Source organism: Cardiobacterium hominis (assembly GCF_900637305.1).
Lineage (GTDB): Bacteria > Pseudomonadota > Gammaproteobacteria > Cardiobacteriales > Cardiobacteriaceae > Cardiobacterium > Cardiobacterium hominis.
In genome coordinates this window covers 2279455-2300810 of record NZ_LR134365.1, presented here as the reverse complement: position 1 = coordinate 2300810, position 21356 = coordinate 2279455, and the positions used below count along the sequence as shown (strand labels likewise).

Below are 21356 nucleotides of genomic sequence, written 5' to 3'. Positions count from 1 at the left end.
CGCCTGTCGCGACCTTGCGGCAGGCGCTTTAGCGTAAACAACAAACAGGAAACACAGGAAAATCCCATGGCACAGTACAACCTCACCCTCAAAGACGCCGCCGGCAACGCAATCGGTCAGTACAACATCGAAACCGCAGGTGCCGCACAGCACATCCAGGCGGTCAATGGCGCGTATTACCAGATCACCGACCTTGCCACCGGCATTGGACCGGACAGCATCATCACCGACCGCGTGGGGGATGACCTGCTGATTTCCTTCGACCGCGACCAAAGCGCAGACCTCGTCATCGAAAACTACTACAGCCAGGGCGGGCAGGGCGCGCTCGTCGGCCTGCAAGAAAACGGCGGCCTGTTTAACTACCCCGTCGCCAGCGTGCCGGAACACGTACTCGCCGAAGAAATCGCGGCCGCCGCAACACTCGAAGCCGATACCGCCTCCACCATCACCCCGCTCGCCGTCCTTGGCGGTGTTGCGCTCGTCGCCGGTGGCATCGCCCTTGCCAACCATGACAGCGGCAAAGGCAGCCATACCCCCGAACCGGCACCGCCCGTACCAGAACCGCCGCCGTTCAAACCGGTGCCGGAACCCGAACCCAAGCCGAACACCCCGATTAACCCTTCGCCGGAACCACTACCGAGCCCCAATCCGGGCGCGCCGGGGCCGAATCCCAGCCCCAGCAACCCAAATCCCGCGCCCAGCCCTAACCCGGCGAACCCCAGCCATCCGGGCATCCCCAACCCGAATCCGAACGCCTACAAACCGACGCTGGTGGATGACGAAGTGAGCGCAAAACGCGGCAACCCGCCGGAAAGCATCACCATCAAAGTCACCGAAAACGACACCGACCCACAGAATGACATTGACCCGGACAGCGTCAAACTGATTAACAAAGACGGCGATGCCGTCAGCACCCTCGTGGTTGACAAACAAGGCACCTGGAGCGTCAGCCGCGGCGGCAACATCACCTTCACCCCGCTACCGTCTTTCACCAAAGGCAATCCCGATCCGGTCGAATACACCCTGAAAGACCGCAACGGCAACTCGAGCATAAACAAGGCGAAAGTCAGCATCACCTACGACGATGCGGGCGATAACCACGCCGGCAGCGTAGAAATTGGCGGCGAAGCCAAAATCGGGCAAAAACTGAGCGCGAACGTCAAAGACGAAGACGGCGTGCCGAAAGACGGCGTCAAATACCAATGGCTGGCGAATGGCGAAAAAATCGCAGGCGCGACCGACAAAGAATACGAAATCCAGGCGGGCGACAAAGGCAAGACCATCGGCGTACACGTCACCTACACCGATGAAAAAGGGCACAACGAGGCCGCGTCGAGCAAAATGAAAGACAGCGTGACCGAAGCGGCCAACCCGAACAACCCGCAGCCGCCGGTGAACCCGCTCAACCACCTGCCGGTGGGCAAAGTCACCATCACGGGAGAGGCGAAAGTGGGCGAGACCCTGACCGCCTCCAACACCCTGCAAGACGAAGACGGACTGGGACAAATTACCTACCGCTGGTACTCCGGCGACAAACTCGTCGAGACCGGCGACACCTATGTCGTCAAAGCCAGCGACAGAGGCAAAACCATCAGCGTCAAGGCGGAATACATTGACGGCGGACACACCCTCGAATCCGTGGCGAGTGCAGCGACCGCATCCGTCGTGGATGGCAGTACCCCGAACCCCAACCCCAACCCCAACCCCAACCCCAACCCGAACCCGAACCCGAACCCGAACCCCAACCCCAACCCCAACCCCAACCCCAACCCCAACCCGAACCCCAACCCCAACCCCAACCCGAACCCCAACCCGAACCCGAACCCCAACCCGAACCCCAACCCGAACCCCAACCCGAACCCCAACCCCAACCCGAACCCCAACCCCAACCCCAACCCGAACCCGAACCCGAACCCGAACCCGAACCCCAACCCGAACCCGAACCCCAACCCGAACCCGAACCCGAACCCGCAGCCGGGCAACCACGAACCGCAAGGCACCGTCAAAATCAGCGGCGAGGCAAAAGTGGGCGAGACACTGAAAGCCAGCAACGACCTCAAAGACGAAGACGGGATGGGAACAGTCACCTACCGCTGGTTTGCTGACGGCAAAGAAGTGGGGCAGGGCGCGAGCTACACCCTGCAAGACGCGGACAAAGGCAAGACGATAACCGTCAAAGCCGAATACACCGACGGCAAAGGCACAGCAGAAACCGTAGAAAGCGCGAAAACGGCGGAAGTCGCCGACGGCGCTGCGCCCAATCCCAACCCTAACCCCAACCCGCAACCACAGCCGGGCAACCACGAACCGCAAGGCACCGTCAAAATCAGCGGCGAGGCAAAAGTGGGCGAGATACTGAAAGCCAGCAACGACCTCAAAGATGAAGACGGCATGGGAACAGTCACCTACCGCTGGTTTGCTGATGGCAAAGAAGTGGGGCAGGGCGCGAGCTACACCCTGCAAGACGCGGACAAAGGCAAGACGATAACCGTCAAAGCCGAATACACTGACGGCAAAGGCACCGCAGAAACCGTAGAAAGCGCGAAAACGGCGGAAGTCGCCGACGGCACGACGCCCAATCCGCAGCCGAATCCGAACCCGCAGCCGCAGCCGGGCAACCACGAACCGCAAGGCATCGTCAAAATCAGCGGCGAGGCAAAAGTGGGCGAGACGCTGAAAGCCAGCAACGACCTCAAAGACGAAGACGGGATGGGAACAGTCACCTACCGCTGGTTTGCTGATGGCAAAGAAGTGGGGCAGGGCGCAAGCTACACCCTGCAAGATGCGGACAAAGGCAAGACGATAACCGTCAAAGCCGAATACACCGACGGCAAAGGCACCGCAGAAACTGTAGAAAGCGCGAAGACGGCGGAAGTCGCCGACGGCGCTGCGCCCAACCCCAACCCCAACCCGCAGCCACAGCCGGGCAACCACGAACCGCAAGGCACCGTCAAAATCAGCGGCGAGGCGAAAGTGGGCGAGACGCTGAAAGCCAGCAACGACCTCAAAGACGAAGACGGACTGGGACAAATTACCTACCGCTGGTACTCCGGCGACAAACTCGTCGAGACCGGCGACACCTATGTCGTCAAAGCTAGCGACAGAGGCAAAACCATCAGCGTCAAGGCGGAATACATTGACGGCGGACACACCCTCGAATCCGTGGAGAGTGCAGCGACCGTATCCGTCGTGGATGGCAGTACCCCGAATCCGCAGCCGAACCCCAACCCGAACCCCAACCCCAACCCCAACCCGAACCCCAACCCCAACCCCAACCCGAACCCCAACCCCAACCCCAACCCCAACCCCAACCCCAACCCGAACCCGAACCCGAACCCGAACCCGAACCCGAACCCGAACCCGAACCCGAACCCCAACCCCAACCCCAACCCCAACCCCAACCCGAACCCGAACCCGAACCCGAACCCGAACCCGAACCCGAACCCGAACCCGAACCCCAACCCCAACCCCAACCCCAACCCCAACCCCAACCCCAACCCGAACCCCAACCCGCAGCCACAGCCGGGCAACCACGAACCGCAAGGTACCGTCAAAATCAGCGGCGAGGCAAAAGTGGGCGAGACGCTGAAAGCCAGCAACGACCTCAAAGATGAAGACGGGATGGGAACAGTCACCTACCGCTGGCTTGCTGACGGTAAAGAAGTAGGGCAGGGCGCGAGCTACACCCTGCAAGACGCGGACAAAGGCAAGACGATAACCGTCAAAGCCGAATACACCGACGGCAAAGGCACCGCAGAAACCGTAGAAAGCGCGAAAACGGCGGAAGTCGCCGACGGCGCTGCGCCCAACCCTAACCCCAACCCGCAGCCACAGCCGGGCAACCACGAACCGCAAGGCATCGTCAAAATCAGCGGCGAGGCAAAAGTGGGCGAGACGCTGAAAGCCAGCAACGACCTCAAAGACGAAGACGGCATGGGAACAGTCACCTACCGCTGGTTTGCTGACGGCAAAGAAGTGGGGCAGGGCGCAAGCTACACTCTGCAAGACGCGGACAAAGGCAAGACGATAACCGTCAAAGCCGAATACACCGACGGCAAAGGCACCGCAGAAACCGTAGAAAGTGCGAAGACGGCGGAAGTCGCCGACGGCGCTGCGCCCAATCCGAACCCGAACCCGCAACCGCAGCCCAACAACGAAGGCACGGTGAGCATCACGGGCGAGGGCAAAGTCGGTAGCGAACTTACCGCCAACATCAGCGATGCAGACGGTGTGCCGGATACAGGCGTGACCTACCAATGGCAGCGTGATGGGCAACCGATCGCCCAGGCCAATGGCAAGACCTATACCCTGACCCCGGACGATGCCGGACACAAAATCAGCGTGCATGTCGAATACACCGACAACAAGGGCACGACAGAAAAACCGACCAGTGCAGAACTGGATATCGGCAAAGACACCCCGCTCCCACCGGTGAACCAGCAAGGTGTGATCGCCATCGACGGCAACGCCAAAGCAGGCGAAACCCTGACGGCGAAAATCAGTGACGCCGACGGCGTGCCGGATACAGGCATTACCTACCAATGGCAGCGCGATGGGCAGGCAATAGACGGCCAAAGCGGCAAAACCTACGCCCTGACCCAAGAAGACATAGGTCACAAAATCAGCGTGCAGGCGACCTACAAAGACAACGCCGGACACGACGAAAACATCAGCAGCATGCCGACGGCGGAAATAGCGGGAGCGGACAGCACTAACCACGCGCCGACCGACATCACCCTGAGCCAGAACCAGGTGATAGAAGGCAAAGACGGTGCAGAAATCGGCAAGCTGACGACGACAGACGAAGACGTCAACGATGTCCCCACCTATACCGTGAACGACGAGCGCTTTGAAGTGACCGCTGACGGCACTCTGAAACTGAAAGCGGGGCAGCATCTCGACTTTGCCCAGGAAGCAAGCGTCAATCTGAGCGTGACCACGGATGACGGGCACGGCGGCACGTTCAGTAAAACCTTCACCGTCTCCGTGCAAGATGACCCCAATTATCCCGCCCAGCCGCAAGGGACACCCGTTCTTGGCTTGCAGGGGGTGAGTGTTGTCAAAGAAGGCGAGGCGGCACAATACAAGTTGCTGCTCAATCACCCTGCCGAGCAGGATGTGACAGTTGAGGTAGAAGTAACAAGCAGCGGTACAACACACGGCGTACAAAATGAAGTCCGTACCCTGACCATTCCCAAAGGCGAAAGCAGCCTGACTTTTGCCGTTGATACCGCGCATAACGGCGTGGAAGACAATGGCAGCCATTTCAAACTCCGTATCAAACATGCCGAAGGTGCCACTCTGAATACAGCCGCACCGTCAGACATGACACATGGCAGCGGTGGGGAAAACACGTTTTGGGCAACCAACACCTTCAGCGCCGCCGGACTGAGGGGCGAATACAGGCTTTTCAGTGCCGGTCCAAAGCTGGTGCTATATCTGCACGGTGAAGCCATCAATGACTATGGCCAGAATGCTTCTATCTTTTCCGAATACGTTGCAGATCGCGGCGATGCCACGGTGCTGATGGTAAAAACGCCGGACAGCGCAAGCGGCTCGTGGAGCGTGAATGGTGCACAAAATGCCCGTTACCTGCGGGCCTTGCTTGAAGAGATATACAGCAAATACGACCTTGATAAAGGTGACGTCTTGCTGATGGGCAACGGCGGCGGTGCCGATTTCATTACCCGCTACCTGTTACCCGAACACAATGACCTGTTCAGCGGCGGCACCGCACTGATGATAGGCGGCGGTGCGGCAGACTCCACGCTACATTTCGGCAAGCCCCCGACAGATGGCCTGAAACAGCACTTGCAGCTCAAATGGATAGCGGGCAGTGCCGATGGCGATACCGTCACCGCTGCCCAGCATGCGCAGGAACAATACGCGCAAGCGGGCTTCCATACCCAGCAGGAAACCATACCGAATGGGGACAAGATGAGCGCCGTCGGCCATATCTATGATGCCTTCTACGATGAAATCAATAACAAAAACACGGGTTCAATGGAAATGACGACCAGGGTCAGCGACATTGATGCCACCAACCATGCCCCGACCAACATCACGCTACACCAAACGACCATTGCCGAAGGCAAGGATGGTGTGGAAATTGGTTGGCTGGACACCGTTGATCCTGATTGGCAGGACAAACACAGTTATACCGTCAGTGATGAACGCTTTGAAGTAACCCGAGAGGGGCGCCTGAAGCTGAAAGCCGGGCAGCATATTGATTACGCCGACGAACAGACCGTTACCCTGACTATCACGACTACCGATACAGGCGGTTTGAGCTTCACCAAGGCCTTCACCCTGCAAGTCAAAGATAATCCGCTTTACCCCTCAACGGAAAATCATGCCCCGACAGACATTCAGCTGGATCAGGGACTGCCTCTGATCAATGGTGAGCAGCAGTACTACATTAAAGAGGGTAAAGACGGTATGTCCATCGGTATGGTGAAGACTGTTGATCCTGATCCTCAAGACAGCCACCGTTATGCATTGAGTGATGAGCGCTTCGAAATCACGGCTGACGGCATCCTCAAACTCAAAGACGGTGTGCATATTGACTATGCGACGGAAACAAAAGTCACGCTGACCATCACTGCGACTGATCAAGGTGGCCTTAGCGTTGAAAAAACCTTTACCCTGCGCGTGGATGATGATCCGCATTATCCCAATCGTGAAGGCAGCGTCACCATTAGCGGCGATGCCAAAGTGGGCAGTACCCTTACCGCGAACGTGAGCGATCCCGATACCGTGTCCGACAGTAGTATCCGCTACCAGTGGCTGATTGACGGCGTGGCTGTGCAGGGGGCGACACAAAAAACCTACACCCTGCGCCCTGAAGACGCAGGCAAAAAAGTCAGCGTCCATGTCGAATACCGCGATAACGGTCTGCATGATGAAGCCCACGACAGCGACAGCCTTGATGTCGCAGCACAGTCCGCCAATCAGCCGGGTTCCGTTACCATCAGCGGTGAAGCGAAAGTGGGCAGTGAACTGACCGCGACCGTGACTGATGCCGATAAATTCGACGCCGCTAACGTGCAATACCAATGGCTGCGCGACGGGCAACCCATCGACAAAGCCAACGGCAGCACCTATACGCTCAGTAAAGACGACGCCGGGCACAAGATCAGCGTGCAAGCGACCTACAAAGATAACGCCGGACACGATGAAAACCCGACGAGCGAGGTGACTGACATCCCCGCGCCGCCGCCGAATCAACCGGGCAGCATCAGCATCACGGGCGAAGCCAAAGTCGGCAGCGAACTGGTTGCAGATGTGAAAGACGACGACGGCGTACCGCAAGATGGCGTCAAATACCAATGGCTGCGCGACGGGAAGGCGATAGATGGCGCAACCGGCAAGAACTACACCCTCACCGCCGAAGACGCCGGGCACAAAATCACGGTAAAAGCGAGCTACGAAGACAACGCGCACCACGCCGAAAACCCGGAAAGCGCCGCGACCGACGTTGCCGCCAATCCCGCGCCACAAAGCGAACCGGTACTCAGCTTGCAAGGTGTAGCGAGTGTCAAAGAAGGTGAAGCGGCAAACTACACCGTCAGCCTGAACCGGGCGACAGATCATGACGTCACGGTAGAAGTAGAAGTCGGAAGTGACAAGGCAAATAATGTTCGTGCGGAAACCCTGACAGTTACTATCCCCAAAGGTGAAACCAGTACGACTTTTGCCATCGAAACGCGGCATGATGGAAAAGACACTCCCCAGAATGCTTTCACTATTCACCTGAAAAATGCTCAAGGAGCAACGCTTGCCAGCACGTCAGAAGATAATCCGACACATGGTGGCGGTGGAGAAGAAAGTCAAATAATCGAGGAACGCACCTTCAGTGCTGCGGGACAAACGGGAACGTATCGTCTTTCAGCGGTAGGCAATAGCGATGCGCATCCAGACGGACTGATTTGCTATCTGCATGGCGACAGTGCAGAGGAATATCACGGAACTCCAAGCCTCGCTCATTATGGAGAACTATCTGCAAACCGTGGTGGTCTGCTGTTATCTGTTAAAACGCCAGACAGTACGACAGGGAACTGGAGCAAAAATGGCGAAGATAATGCGCAATATCTTCGTGCGCTAATTGAGGATATCTATAGCAAGTACAACATCGACAAAGGCAAAATATGGTTCGTCGGTTACGAAGGCGGTGCTGATCTCATCACCAATCACCTGCTTCCACAACATAACGACCTCTTTAGCGGTGGTGGTGCGCTGATGATTGGCGGTGGCAATGTTAAATCTCCGCTTACCTTCAGCAAAACGCCGAGCCAAGAACTGAAAGAGCATTTCCAGATGAAATGGCTGACCGGAAGTGAAGATACTGACGGACTTGTTGCGGCACAGCAGGGACAAGCGCGTTACAGCGAAGCCGGATTCCATACCCAACGGGAAAATATCCCTGGAGTTGATCGTAGCGAATCAGGCAGAGGGGAATATGGTGCTGGTGTTCTTGATGGACTTTATACCGGAGAAAATTTGAACGGTATGACGACCAGTATTGACGACATTGATCACGTGAACCGCCCGCCGACGGACATTGAACTGGATACATCACAAAATCATGAATTGATCGAAGGTAAAGATGGCCTGAAAATCGGGTCACTCCTCGTCAGCGATCCCGATACGTCCTACCATAGCTACACTGTGAGCGATGCTCGTTTTGAAATAACGGCAAATGGTGTACTCAAGCTAAAAAACGATCAGCATTTTGACTTCGCTAAAGAACCAACCATTAAGCTCACTATTACGGCTGATGACGGTCAAGGTGGCACCTTCAGCAAAGAATTTACATTGCAGGTGAAAGACGATCCGAACTGGCCAACGCCGCAACCGCAAACCAATCACGAAGGTAAAGTGACCATCAGCGGCGACGCCAAAGTCGGCAGCGAACTGGTTGCAGATGTGAAAGACGACGACGGCGTGCCGCAAAATGGCGTCAGATACCAATGGCTGCGCGACGGCCAGGCGATAGATGGCGCAACCGGCAAGAACTACACCCTCACCGCTGACGACGCCGGACACAAAATCAGCGTGCAGGCGACCTACGACGACAACGCCAGCCATCACGAAACGCCGACCAGTACCGCGAGCGACATCGCCAAACCGCAGCCACCGGCGACGAACGGCCTGGACGTCAGCGATGCCAGCGCGGTGATTGAAGGCAACGAACTGGTTTACACCGTCAAACTCGCCAGTCCGGCGCAGGCGGGGCAGGTGCTGAAACTCAGCACCGACTACCACAACAGCGCCGTGGAAGCAGACAAACTGGCGCAGACGGCCGACCCCTTCCAGCCGGGCGAATACCTCGGCAACGGCACCGTCTTCACCCGCAGCGTCGCCAACATGCCGCTGGCGGATAACAGCGCGGCAATCACCCAATACGCGCCGAGCATGGCCAAAAACAACTACGGCGTCGTCACCAGCCTGAACCACAAAAGCTACAACATCCCCATCTACATCGTGGATTCATCCGACCCGAAACAACACTACGCCACCATCACCTCCGATGACGCGCGGGTGAACGCCTCGGCGGACATCAAAGCCCACACCACCGGCAGAATCCCACTGCCGGCATACGCCACCCCTGCTGGCGGCGGCGACAAATCCTTCGCCGTGTACGACAAAGCGACCGGGCTGATGCGCGAATACTTCTACGCCGTAAAACAGCCGGACGGCAGCTGGAAAGTCAGCGCTGCCGGATACTTCCAGGGGCAGGCGGGGCTGGATGACCTCGGCGTGAAAAACTACTGGATGCAGCACGAACACGGAGGCTCCGCCGTCGTCCGCATGCTCAACCCCCTCAGCCAGATTGGTATCTCGGAAATCCTCGCCGGGCGCATCAACCACGCCGTCTCCGTCACCCTGCCGAATGCCAAAAAAGGCGTCATCTCCTTCCCCGCCCAGGACAGCGACGGCACCGATGAAAACCCGAACGCCCCGGCCGAAGGCCAATGGTTCCGCATCAAACCGGGCGTTGACCTCGACACCTACACCCGGGGCGGCCAACCCCTGGGCGAACTGACCAAAATGATCGCCAAAGCCGTCCAGACCTACGGCGGTTACGGCGCGGACAAAAACCTCAACAACTTCGCCTTCAACGCCGAAAGCGCGCACAACTATCTCGCGCGCGGCAAAGAAGACCCGTGGCGCGAAGGCGGGGAAATCGCGCAAAAAGTCGGCAACAACATGAACATCAACGACTTCCCGTGGGAACTCGTCGAATGGGCACCCGTTGGCTGGAACGACAAAGGACAAGACGCGGGCGTGTACAGCAACACCCAGCCCACCGCCAGCATCAACGGCCAGGAAGTCCCCATCACGGGCGACGAAATCACCCTGCCGGCAGGCGCAACCGAAGTACACATCAACGTACCGACCCTGACCCACAACAACTTCGAGCAGACCGACAGCGTCACCCTGAACGCCGAACTGCATGACGCGAACGGCAACCTGCTGGACAGCGGCGCAGGCACAGGACAAGTCAACGACGCGCCGAACCCGATAGCCGACAGCACCCACGGCAACGGCGTCCTGATCAGCCCGAACGTCAACCCCGACGAACTGGCGAAACTGGTGAGCCTCGACGGGCAGGAACTGATCGACTACATCGACCAGCACGGTCACAACATCCTGCAAAACGTGCAGAACCCGACCCCGTCGCCGGTGCTGCGCGGCGGCGATGGCGACGACATCCTGGTCAGCGGCTACGGCGTGGACCACCTCGCCGGCGGCAAAGGAGCGGACACCTTCGTGTACATCATGGACGGAAAAAACAGCTTCCCGTACCAGAACAACGACCAAATCCTGGACTTCAACCCGGCAGAAGGCGACCGCATCGTGCTGACGCGTGGCGACGGCTGGACACTACAATTCGACAAAGTCGAATTCGTGGCAGACGCACACGTCCAGCGCCTGCAATATAAAGTTTACAAAGGCTCAGAGGCCTACATAAACGCCATCCACATCCAGTCGCACGACGGCCACCTCTTCGGCGTGGAAGAAATCATGAAAGCCGTCACCATCCTCGGCTGAGCCCATGCTGCCGAAATGTCCCCGCCCCCGTGGGGGAGGGCAGGGGAGGGGTTACGGGCGACACGCGCGGAATCCCTCACCGCCGCCGCACTGTCCGCCCTCGCAGTTTGTAGGGTACGCCCCGGCGCACCAGACTGGCCTGGACAAGAACAGATGTGCAAAACACCCGCCGCACCCCCTCCCCCGTGGGGGAGGGCAGGGGAGGGGTTACGGGCGACACGCGCGGTATCCATCACCGCCGCCGCACTGTCCGCCCTCGCAGTTTTGTAGGGTGGGTCTTGACCCACCATAAAAATTGACCGCCGTAGGTCGGCCATACATGGCCGACAACAAAAACGTCGGGCATCAATGCCCGACCTAAACCCTGACCACCTCCAACCACACACATAACCCGCCCCATCCGGCAAAGGACTACCGTCCATGAACACCATCACCCTCAAAGACACCAACGGCAACCCCATCGCCCAATACCCGCTCAACGGCGCGGGCGAACAGCACATCGAAGCCATCAACGGCGCCTACTACCAGATTGACGGCCTGCCCGACATCCGCACCGCGCGCGACGGCGACAACCTCCTCATCTCCCTCGACGGCGACAGCCGCCCAGAGATCATCATCGACCACTACTACACCCGTGGCGAAGGCGCGCTGGTCGGCACCCAGGCGGACGGCAGCCTCTACCACTACCCGGTCGCCGTCGCTCCCGAACACGTCCTTGCCGAGACCCTCGCCGACGACAGCGCCAGCACCGCCGCAGGCAGCGGCAGCATTAGCCCGGCGACCCTTGCCACGATTGGCGCGGTCGGCCTCGTCGCCGGAGGCATCGCCATCGCCGCGCACAACCACGACAAACACCACAAAAACCAGCCCGCGCAACCGCAGCAGCCGGGCGACAACACCCCGCCCGTTCCTGCCCCCGGCGACACCCCGGACAACCACGCCCCACTCCCGCCCGACCAAAAAACGCCGGGCAACAACACCTACCCGCTGTTCCCGCCGCCCGCCGACGCGCCGGACAACCAAAACCCGAACAACCCGAACCCGAATCCGTCGCCCAATCCGCAACCATCGCCGAACCCGCAACCATCGCCGAACCCGCAACCATCGCCGAACCCGCAACCATCGCCGAATCCACAACCATCGCCGAACCCGCAACCATCGCCGAATCCGCAGCCGTCGCCGAATCCCAATCCGAACCCACAACCCAACCCGAACCCGTCGCCCAATCCGCAGCCGCAGCCCAACCACGCGGGCAAAGTCAGCATTACGGGCGAGGCGAAAGTCGGCAGTGAGCTGAAAGCGACCGTAACCGACGAAGACGGCGTACCCGCTACAGGCGTCAAATACCAATGGTTTGCCGACGGCAAAGCCATTGACGGCGCGACCAACAGCACCTTTACCCTCACCGCCGCGCAGAAGGGCGCGAAAATCACGGTGCAGGCGACCTACGACGACAACGCGAAAAATCATGAATCGCCGACCAGCGACGCCACCGCAGCGGTCGCGGATAACAGCGCGCCGAATCCGAACCCATCGCCCAATCCGAACCCATCGCCCAATCCGAACCCGTCGCCGAGCCCGCAACCCAACCCCAATCCATCACCCAATCCAAACCCGAACCCGTCACCCAACCCGAACCCGTCGCCGAACCCCTCACCCAATCCGCAACCGCAACCCAATCATGCGGGCAAAGTCACTATTTCTGGCGAGGCAAAAGTGGGTAGTGAGCTGAAAGCGACCGTTAGCGATGAAGACGGCGTACCCGCCACGGGCGTCAAATACCAGTGGTTTACCGATGGCAAAGCCATTGATGGCGCGACCAACAGCACCTTCACCCTCACCACCGCACAGAAGGGCGCGAAAATCACGGTGCAGGCGACCTACGACGACAACGCGAAGAACCACGAAACACCGACCAGCGATGCTACCGCTGTCGTCGCCGACAACAGCGCGCCGAATCCGAACCCATCACCCAATCCAAACCCGAACCCGTCACCCAACCCGAACCCGTCGCCGAACCCCTCACCCAATCCGCAACCGCAACCCAATCACGCAGGCAAAGTGAGCATCAGCGGTGAAGCGAAAGTCGGCAGTGAGCTGAAAGCGACCGTAACCGACGATGACGGCGTACCAACAACAGGCGTCAAATACCAATGGTTTGCCGACGGCAAGGCGATTGACGGCGCCACCAACAGCACCTTCACCCTCACCGCCGCACAAAAGGGCGCAAAAATCACGGTGCAGGCGACCTACGACGACAACGCCAAGAACCACGAAACCCCGATCAGCGCCGCCACCGACGCCGTTGCCGACAGCAGCGCGCCGAACCCGTCGCCGAACCCCTCACCCAATCCAAACCCGAATCCGTCGCCGAACCCCAATCCATCACCCAATCCAAACCCGAATCCATCGCCCAATCCGAACCCGTCGCCGAACCCGAACCCATCGCCCAATCCGAACCCGTCGCCCAATCCACAGCCGCAGCCCAATCACGCGGGCAAAGTCACTATTTCTGGCGAGGCAAAAGTGGGTAGTGAGCTGAAAGCGACCGTTAGCGATGAAGACGGCGTACCCGCCACGGGCGTCAAATACCAGTGGTATGCCGACGGTAAGGCGATTGACGGCGCCACCAACAGCACCTTCACCCTCACCGCCGCACAAAAGGGCGCGAAAATTACGGTGCAGGCGACCTACGACGACAACGCGAAAAACCACGAATCCCCGACCAGCGCCGAAACGCCAGCGGTCAGCGAAGACACCCCGCCGCAGCCGAATGAACCGGGCATTACCCTCACCGGTTCCAAGGAGGTAACGGAAGGCGGCAAGGCGACCTATACCGTCAGCCTCGATCACCGCGCACTGCCGCAGGCAAATTCTGCCGCCGAGCTCTTGCACAATCTGCAAAGCCACAAGGGCATTCTCTTTGGCCAGCAGCGCGGGCTGGATGTGGCGTTTTCGCCGGAGAACAGCGAGGGGCATCATTCGGATGTGCATGCGCTCTCCGGGCATTATCCGTCCATCATTGGTCTGGGCATGATGGAGCCGCCGATGGTGCGCGGTCTTTCCAATGAGGAGAACGGCAAGCGCATGGGCGAGGCCATCAAGAAGATTGATGGCGTCGGCGGCATCGCGCAGCTGTCCGCTTTCTGGGATATGCCCGGCGGCGAGACTGACCGCACCAAGGTGGATTTGAAGCGCCTCCTGCCCGGCGGCGACCAGAATGCGGAGTTAAACGGCTGGCTGGATGCGATTGTCGAGACCGGCAAGCACGCGGTGCGCGATGACGGTACGAAAATCCCCTTCATTTTCCGCCCGCTGCATGAGGCGAACGGCGAATGGGCGTGGTGGTATTACGAGCGCGGCGGCGCCGAGACTTACAAAGAGTTGTTCCGCTACGTCGTCAATTACCTGAAAGAACACGGGCTGGACGGTCAATTCCTCACCGCCTTTGCGCCCAATGGCAACTTCAACGGCGACGAAAGCCGCTACAAGCTGCTCTATCCGGGCGACGACGTGGTCGATGTGCTCAGCATGGATTCTTATGACACCAACAACGCCCTGCTTGCCAAGGACAAATGGGCGGGCGAGCTGGTGGAAGACATGGCGATGCTGGCGCGCATGGCAGAAGCGCGCGGCAAGCTGGCGGCGGTCGCCGAATTTGGCCGTGAGGGCGACAAGGTCATCCACCCCGACGGCAACAAGGATCTCACCTGGTACACCGATGTGCTGGAAGCGATCAAGGCCAATCCGGATGCGGCGAAAGTCGCCTATATGATGACCTGGGCGAACTTCGGCGGCAGTCCGGTGTTCTCCGCTTTCACCCCGTGGCCGGGGCATGAAATGGCGGACAATTTCCGCGAATTCGTCAAACAGATGACGATGACGCGCAACGCCGAGCGCGATATCAGCGTGGACGTCACCATCGAACACGGCAGCACCGACGACGGCGACGTGAAAACCACCACGCAGCGCGTCACCATCCCGAAAGGGCAGAACAGCGCAACCTTCACCGTCGATGCCATCGCCGATGGCAAACAAGAGGGCGACGAGCACTACACCGTGCGCATCAGCAAGGCGCAGGGCGGGCAGATAGAGGCGGGCAAAGACAGCGTCACCACCACCATTCACGACGAAGGCAGCGCGCCGCCCGCCAACCACGCCGGCACAGTCACCATCAGCGGCGAGGCAAAAGAAGACACCTCGCTTACCGCAACCGTTGCCGACGAAGACGGCGTCCCGAACGGCGTGCATTACCAATGGCTGCGCGACGGCAAGCCGATTGACGGCGCGCACCAAAAAACCTACGTACTGCGCGGCGATGACGTCGGCCACAAAATCAGCGTACGCGCGACCTACCAAGACAACGCTGCGCATGACGAAGCACCGACCAGCAGCGAGACCGACGCGGTCGTCGCCAAACAGGCGCAACCGCAGCAGAACCACGCGGGTACGGTCAGCATCAACGGCACGCTGAAAGTGGGCGAAACCCTCACCGCCGCGGTTGCCGACGAAGATGGCGTACCGAAAGACGTGCAGTACCAGTGGCTGCGCGACGGCCAGCCGATCAGCGGCGGCACGGGCGAGCGTTACCAGCTCACCGCCGACGACGCCGGGCACAAAATCAGCGTGCAGGCGTTCTATCAAGACAAGGCGCAGCACAACGAAAGCCCGGTGAGCGCACAGAGCGAAGTGCCAAAAGACGCGACCCCGCCGACCGGCAACTTCCACGACGACTTCTCCGCCTACCCGGCCGGCAGCGAATACCCGCAAGGTACGACCTTCGGACAGTGGAACGTGGTGCAGAGCGGCTACGGCCACGTGAAAATCGTCGATAACGGCGGCGGCAACAACGCGCTGGAGCTGAAGCCAAAAGCACAAAGCGGACAAACGGCAACCTCATCCACCGAAGTCATCGGCCCGCAGCATGGCGACGAATTCACCTTCAGCGGCACCATTTCCACCCCGGAACAACTGCGCCAAGGCGCGACCCCGAACGCCTGGGAAACCGGCTGGCTCGTCTGGAACTACACCGACAACGACCACTTCTACTACTTCGTGCCGCGCGCCAACGGCTGGGAGCTGGGCAAACGCGACCCCGCCTACGCCGGCGGACAGCGCTTCCTTGCCACCGGTAGCGAAGGCTGGCCGCTTGCCGACAGCAAACAGTTCACCATCAGCAAACAGGGCGGCACCATCGAAGTCAAAATCAACGGCAAAGTGATTGCCACCGTTACCGACGACGACCAGCCCTACAACGGCAACGGCCGCATCGGCATCTACAGCGAAGACGCGCGCGTGCTCGCCGACGACATTGACCTCAGCGGCAAGGCGACCATCGAAGGCACGGCGAACCACCTCGGCCACATCACGCTCAAACCAAATGGCAACACCTTCACCGCCGAAGTTCATGATGAAGACGGCATTGCCGCCGGAACCATTACCTACCAATGGTACAGCGCCGGACAACCCATCGCGGGCGCGACCGGACAAAGCTACACCCTGAAGGATGGCGACAAAGAAGTCACCGTGCGCGCGAACTACACCGACAACAGCGGCCGCGGCGAAAGCGTCCTCAGCCCCGTCGCGGCAGGCGACAACCACCCCGGCAGCGTCGCCCTCGACGGCGAGGCAAAAGTGGGGGCGACCCTCACCGCGAACGTCAACGATGCCGACGGCGTCCCTGACCGCGTGCAATACACCTGGCTGCGCGACGGCACGCTGATTAGCGGCGCAGAAGGCAAAACCTACACCCTGCAAGCAGCCGACATCGGCCACAAAATCACTGTGCAGGCGTACTACAAAGACCACGCCGGGCACGAAGAAAACCACGTCATCAGCGCGCCGACCGCGCCGGTCACCGACGGTACGACCCCGCCGGTTGCCAACCTCACCGCCAACCTCACCGGCGCGAGCGCAGTCAGTGAAGGAAGCACAGCGCATTACCGCGTCGAGCTTGACCTCTCGCCCGTCGGCAAAACAACGGGCGCGGCGGCATTGCTACAACAACTGAAAGACCTCGCCGCGCACAAACAAATCCTCTTTGGCCAACAACACGCCATTGACGAAAGCGCGCGCGGCGACAGCGCCAACGACGGCTACGGCCGCAAATCCGACGTCGCCGCCATGAGCGGCAAATACCCTGCCGTCTTCGGCTTTGATTCCGACGAAGAACCGGCCGAACACGGTAAAACGCCGGAAGAAAACGGCAAAGCGCTGGCCAAAGCCTTCATAGAAGCCGACTCCCTCGGCGCGACCGTCACCCTCTCCTCGCACCTGAAAAACCCGGTGACGGGCGGCAGCGCCTTTGACACCAGCAAAGTCGAAGCACAGCGCCTCATCAGCGGCGACCTGCAAAGCAAACTGCACGACTGGCTTGATACCGTCGCCACCGCCGCCAACAACGCGGTGCGCGCCGACGGCAGCAAAGTGCCGGTCATCTTCCGTCCGCTGCACGAAAACACCGGCGACTGGTTCTGGTGGGGCAAAGGCCACATGAGCGCCGACGACTACAAGGCACTTTGGCAACACATCCACAAATACCTCGAAGACAAAGGCGTCGATAACCTCCTCTACGCCTACTCGCCCAACGGCAGCCTGGGCGGCGACAAAGCCAAATACCTCGAAGCCTACCCCGGCGACAACTACGTGGACATCTTCGGCTACGACGCCTACCAAAGCGAACCGCAGGCGCGGCAGAGCGACGCCGCATGGCGCAGCCAGACCGTGCGCGACCTCGAAATGGTCACGAAACTGGCGGGCGAACACGGCAAAGTGGCGGCATTCACCGAATTTGGCCTCAACAACGACCGCGTCATCCAGCCAGCAGGCAACGAAAACACCCAATTCTTCAGCGAACTGCTGGGCGCCATCAAAGGCAGCGACGCCGCCTCACAACTCGCCTACATGATGACCTGGGCGAATTGGGGCGTGGACGAAAACGGCAAATTCCAGAGCTACACCCCGTGGCCGGGGCACGAAATGGAAGGCGACTTCAAAAAATTCCTGGACGGCCTGACGCTGGCGAAAATGCCGGAAAAAGACGTGACCGTGGACATCGCCCTCCAGCACGGCACGACCGACGACAGCGACGCCAAACTCAGCACCGAGCGCGTCACCATCGCCAAAGGCCAGAGCGGCGCTGACTTCACCGTCGAAGCGCTCGCCGACGGCAAAAAAGAAGGCGACGAAACCTACACCGTCAAAATCACCCACGCGGACGGCGCGAACATCGGCAAAGAAAACCTCGCCACCACTATCCACGACGGTAGCGCCAACAGCGCCCCGCTCGAACACCACGAGCCCCAACTCCAGCACGACGACGGCGCGGCTGCGGGCGCGGATAACGCGGCGCATGACGCAAACCACGCGATAGCGCACGCACAGGACGATAACAGCACGGCGTCCCTCCACATCGGCGATGGCATAGATCCTGCGACCTACGCCAAACTCGTCAGCCTCGATAACGCCGAACTCTTGCAATACCTCGGCGAACACAGCCGTGAACTGCTCGCCGCGACCCAACACCAGGGCGCACATGAACAACACGGCGGCAGCGGCGATGACACCCTCGTTGCCACCCACGGCACGACGCTGCAAGAAGGCGGCGCTGCCGCGGACACCTTCGCCTACCTGCTGGACGGCGGCGACACCCTGCACTGGCAAGGCGCGAGCACCATCACCGACTACAACCCCGGCGAAGGCGACCGCATCGTGCTCAAACACGGTGCGGGCTGGCAAGTTGAAAGCGTTGACTTTGATCCGGCGACCCAAAACCTGACCATCAAAGCCACGCACGGCGCACAAACCTACAGCAACACCGTGCACCTCCACGCCCACGACGGCCACTACTTCAACACCGAAGAAATCCTCAATGCCGTCACCATCCTCTAGGGTCTGTTTGCATTTCAACGGATAAGCCCCTCTCCCGGTGGGACAAGCATTGCTCGTCCGTAGGACGAGAGAGGGGTTGGGGTGAGGGCAGCAAGCGTGAAAAACCGGAATTTCGATTCATCAACAACATCGCTCACCCCCTCCCCGGGTTCCCATGAAAAAGGCGTCCGCCTTTTTCATGGGGAGCCCTGACCCTCCCCCGGGCCCCATGCAAAATGCGGACGCATTTTGCATGGGTACCCGCCCGCTGCGGGCTTCGCCCTGCAGGGGAGGGAGATGTCTCAATTGTCAACAGCCCCTAACCCTAACCTAGCGCCGCACCAGCGGCGCGAACTTTTTGCGTTGCATGACCGCGCCCAATGATGCGACCTAGTGCAGGGGCGTGGGTGTTGTTCAACCCGTTTTGGCTGGGGCGCGCGCCTTCCGCTCAGGCAGGCAACATCACCTCATCAATATGCGCGGCGCCGCAGGCGAGCATCAGCAGGCGGTCCACACCGAGGGCGACACCGGCAGAGTCCGGCAGGCCACGCTCAAGCGCGGCGAGAAAGGCTTCATCGAGCGGCATTTCCGGCAGGCCGAGCTGCGCGCGTTCGCTGTTGTCGGCGAGGAAACGGGCGCGCTGTTCGCGGGCGTCGCTGAGCTCCCAGAAGCCGTTGCACAGTTCCAATCCATTGATATAAAGCTCAAAGCGGGCGGCTTTGCCGTCAATGATGCGGGCAAGTGCCGCCTGTGAGGGCGGATAATCGCAGAGAAATTCCAGCGTGCCGCGCCCCAGTCCGGGCTCAACGTAATGGGTGAAGAGCAGGTCAAGCATGGCGTCGCGCGAGAGTTGCCAGTCTGCGCTTTCCGGCAGGCGCGCGGTGCAGAGGGCGCGCAGGCCGTGGTCGTCCAGGCGCTCAATGTCGGCATCAAGATGCTGGCGGAAGGCCTCGGCATAGGGCGTGCGCCGTATCTGCCAGGCGCGGCAGGCGGGCAGCAGTTCGCGCACGAGGTCGGCGACTTCGTCCATCAGGCGCAGGTGGTCGTAGCCTGTGCGGTACCATTCGAGCAGCATGAATTCGCGCCGGTGCTTGCGCCCCTGTTCTTCGCCGCGAAAGACGTGCGCCAGCTGGTAAATATCGCCCGCGCCTTGCGCGAGCAGGATTTTCATCGCGTATTCGGGCGAGGTTTGCAGATAGCCGCCGCTGGCGGCGAGTGAGACCAGCTGCGGGTCGGTAACGCCGCAGGGGCGCAGTTGCGCAGTATCGACTTCCAGCACGCCGCGCGCGGCGAAAAAGGCGCGAATGGCGGCGAGGAATCGGGCGCGGCGGGTGATGAGATGACGCATAGGGCTTTCCATGAAAAAGCCGCCGTGCGGGACGGCGGCGGTTTTGGCGCAGGATTTTAGTTTTTCTCCTGATCAACGAGGCGGTTCGCCTTAATCCACGGCATCATCTCGCGCAGTTTGGCGCCGACGATCTCGATTTGGTGTTCGGCATTTTGGCGGCGGCGGGCGGTCATGGACGGCGCGCCCACTTTGTATTCGCTGATGAAGCGTTTGGCGTATTCGCCGTTTTGGATGTTGCGCAGGCATTCTTCCATCGCGTAGCGGCTTTCGTCGTTGATGACTTGCGGGCCGGTAACGTATTCGCCGTATTCGGCGTTGTTGGAGATGGAGTAGTTCATGTTGGCAATGCCGCCTTCGTAGATGAGATCGACGATGAGTTTGAGCTCGTGCAGGCATTCAAAGTAGGCCATTTCCGGCGCGTAACCGGCATTGACCAGCGTTTCAAAACCGGCTTTGATGAGCTCGACGGTACCGCCGCAGAGTACGGCCTGTTCGCCAAAAAGGTCGGTTTCGGTTTCTTCTTTGAAGCTGGTTTCGATGATGCCCGCTTTGCCGCCGCCGTTGGCAACCGCGTAGGCAAGCGCAATGTCGCGCGCCTTGCCGCTTTCGTTCTGGTGAACGGCGATGAGATGCGGCACGCCGCCACCGCCCTGATAGGTGGAGCGCACGGTGTGGCCGGGGGCTTTCGGCGCAATCATGATGACGTCCAAATCGGCGCGCGGCGCGACTTGGCCGTAGTGAATGTTGAAACCGTGGGCGAAGGCGAGCGCGGCGCCTTTTTTGATGTCCGCTTCGATGTCGCGGTAAACCTCGGCGATGTTTTCATCCGGCAGCAGAATCATGACGACGTCCGCGCCTTTGACCGCTTCTTTCACCGGTTTGACGGCAAGGCCGGCATTGACCGCTTTTTTCCAGCTGGCGCCGCCTTCGCGCAGACCGACGACGACGTTCACGCCGCTTTCGTTCAGGTTGTTGGCGTGGGCGTGGCCCTGCGAGCCGTAGCCGATGATGGCGACGGTTTTGCCTTGCAGTACGCTCATGTCGGCGTCTTTGTCGTAATAGACTTTCATTGTTGCTCCTGTGT

The 21356-nt window shown here is 60.1% G+C and carries 4 protein-coding genes; 2 read left to right on the top strand and 2 right to left on the bottom strand.

Translation table 11 applies throughout. The annotated features are described in order from the left end of the window. Positions 1 to 66 precede the first annotated feature (66 nt). Both EL199_RS11110 and EL199_RS12860 read left to right on the top strand, forming a co-directional pair. Entirely contained in the window at positions 67 to 11055 is a 10989-nt protein-coding gene (locus EL199_RS11110; RefSeq protein WP_126316081.1) for an Ig-like domain-containing protein, read from the top strand. A gap of 420 nt (positions 11056 to 11475) precedes the next feature. Then, positions 11476 to 18945: a glycosyl hydrolase gene (locus EL199_RS12860; protein ID WP_170166216.1), complete on the top strand. Its 7470-nt coding sequence runs from the start codon at positions 11476 to 11478 to the stop codon at positions 18943 to 18945. A 427-nt stretch (positions 18946 to 19372) separates the two neighbouring features. On the opposite strand, the gene epmA is transcribed toward EL199_RS12860, so the two are convergent. Together epmA and ilvC are read right to left on the bottom strand one after the other, a co-directional pair. Beyond that, positions 19373 to 20272 carry an EF-P lysine aminoacylase EpmA gene (epmA, locus tag EL199_RS11085; protein ID WP_126316080.1) on the bottom strand — a complete coding sequence of 300 codons (900 nt, stop codon included), beginning with the start codon at positions 20270 to 20272 and terminating at the stop codon, positions 19373 to 19375. 56 nt (positions 20273 to 20328) lie between these two features. Continuing rightward, complete coding sequence (ilvC, locus tag EL199_RS11080; RefSeq protein WP_004141313.1) at positions 20329 to 21342, bottom strand: ketol-acid reductoisomerase; 1014 nt, start codon at positions 21340 to 21342, stop codon at positions 20329 to 20331. Between the last annotated feature and the right edge of the window lie 14 nt (positions 21343 to 21356).

Bases quoted from the DNA above. Each gene is read 5' to 3' on its own strand.
- EL199_RS12860 (WP_170166216.1), top strand. From the start codon at position 11,476: ATGAACACCATCACCCTCAAAGACACCAACGGCAACCCCATCGCCCAA.
- EL199_RS11110 (WP_126316081.1), top strand. From the start codon at position 67: ATGGCACAGTACAACCTCACCCTCAAAGACGCCGCCGGCAACGCAATC.
- ilvC (WP_004141313.1), bottom strand. From the start codon at position 21,342: ATGAAAGTCTATTACGACAAAGACGCCGACATGAGCGTACTGCAAGGC.
- epmA (WP_126316080.1), bottom strand. From the start codon at position 20,272: ATGCGTCATCTCATCACCCGCCGCGCCCGATTCCTCGCCGCCATTCGC.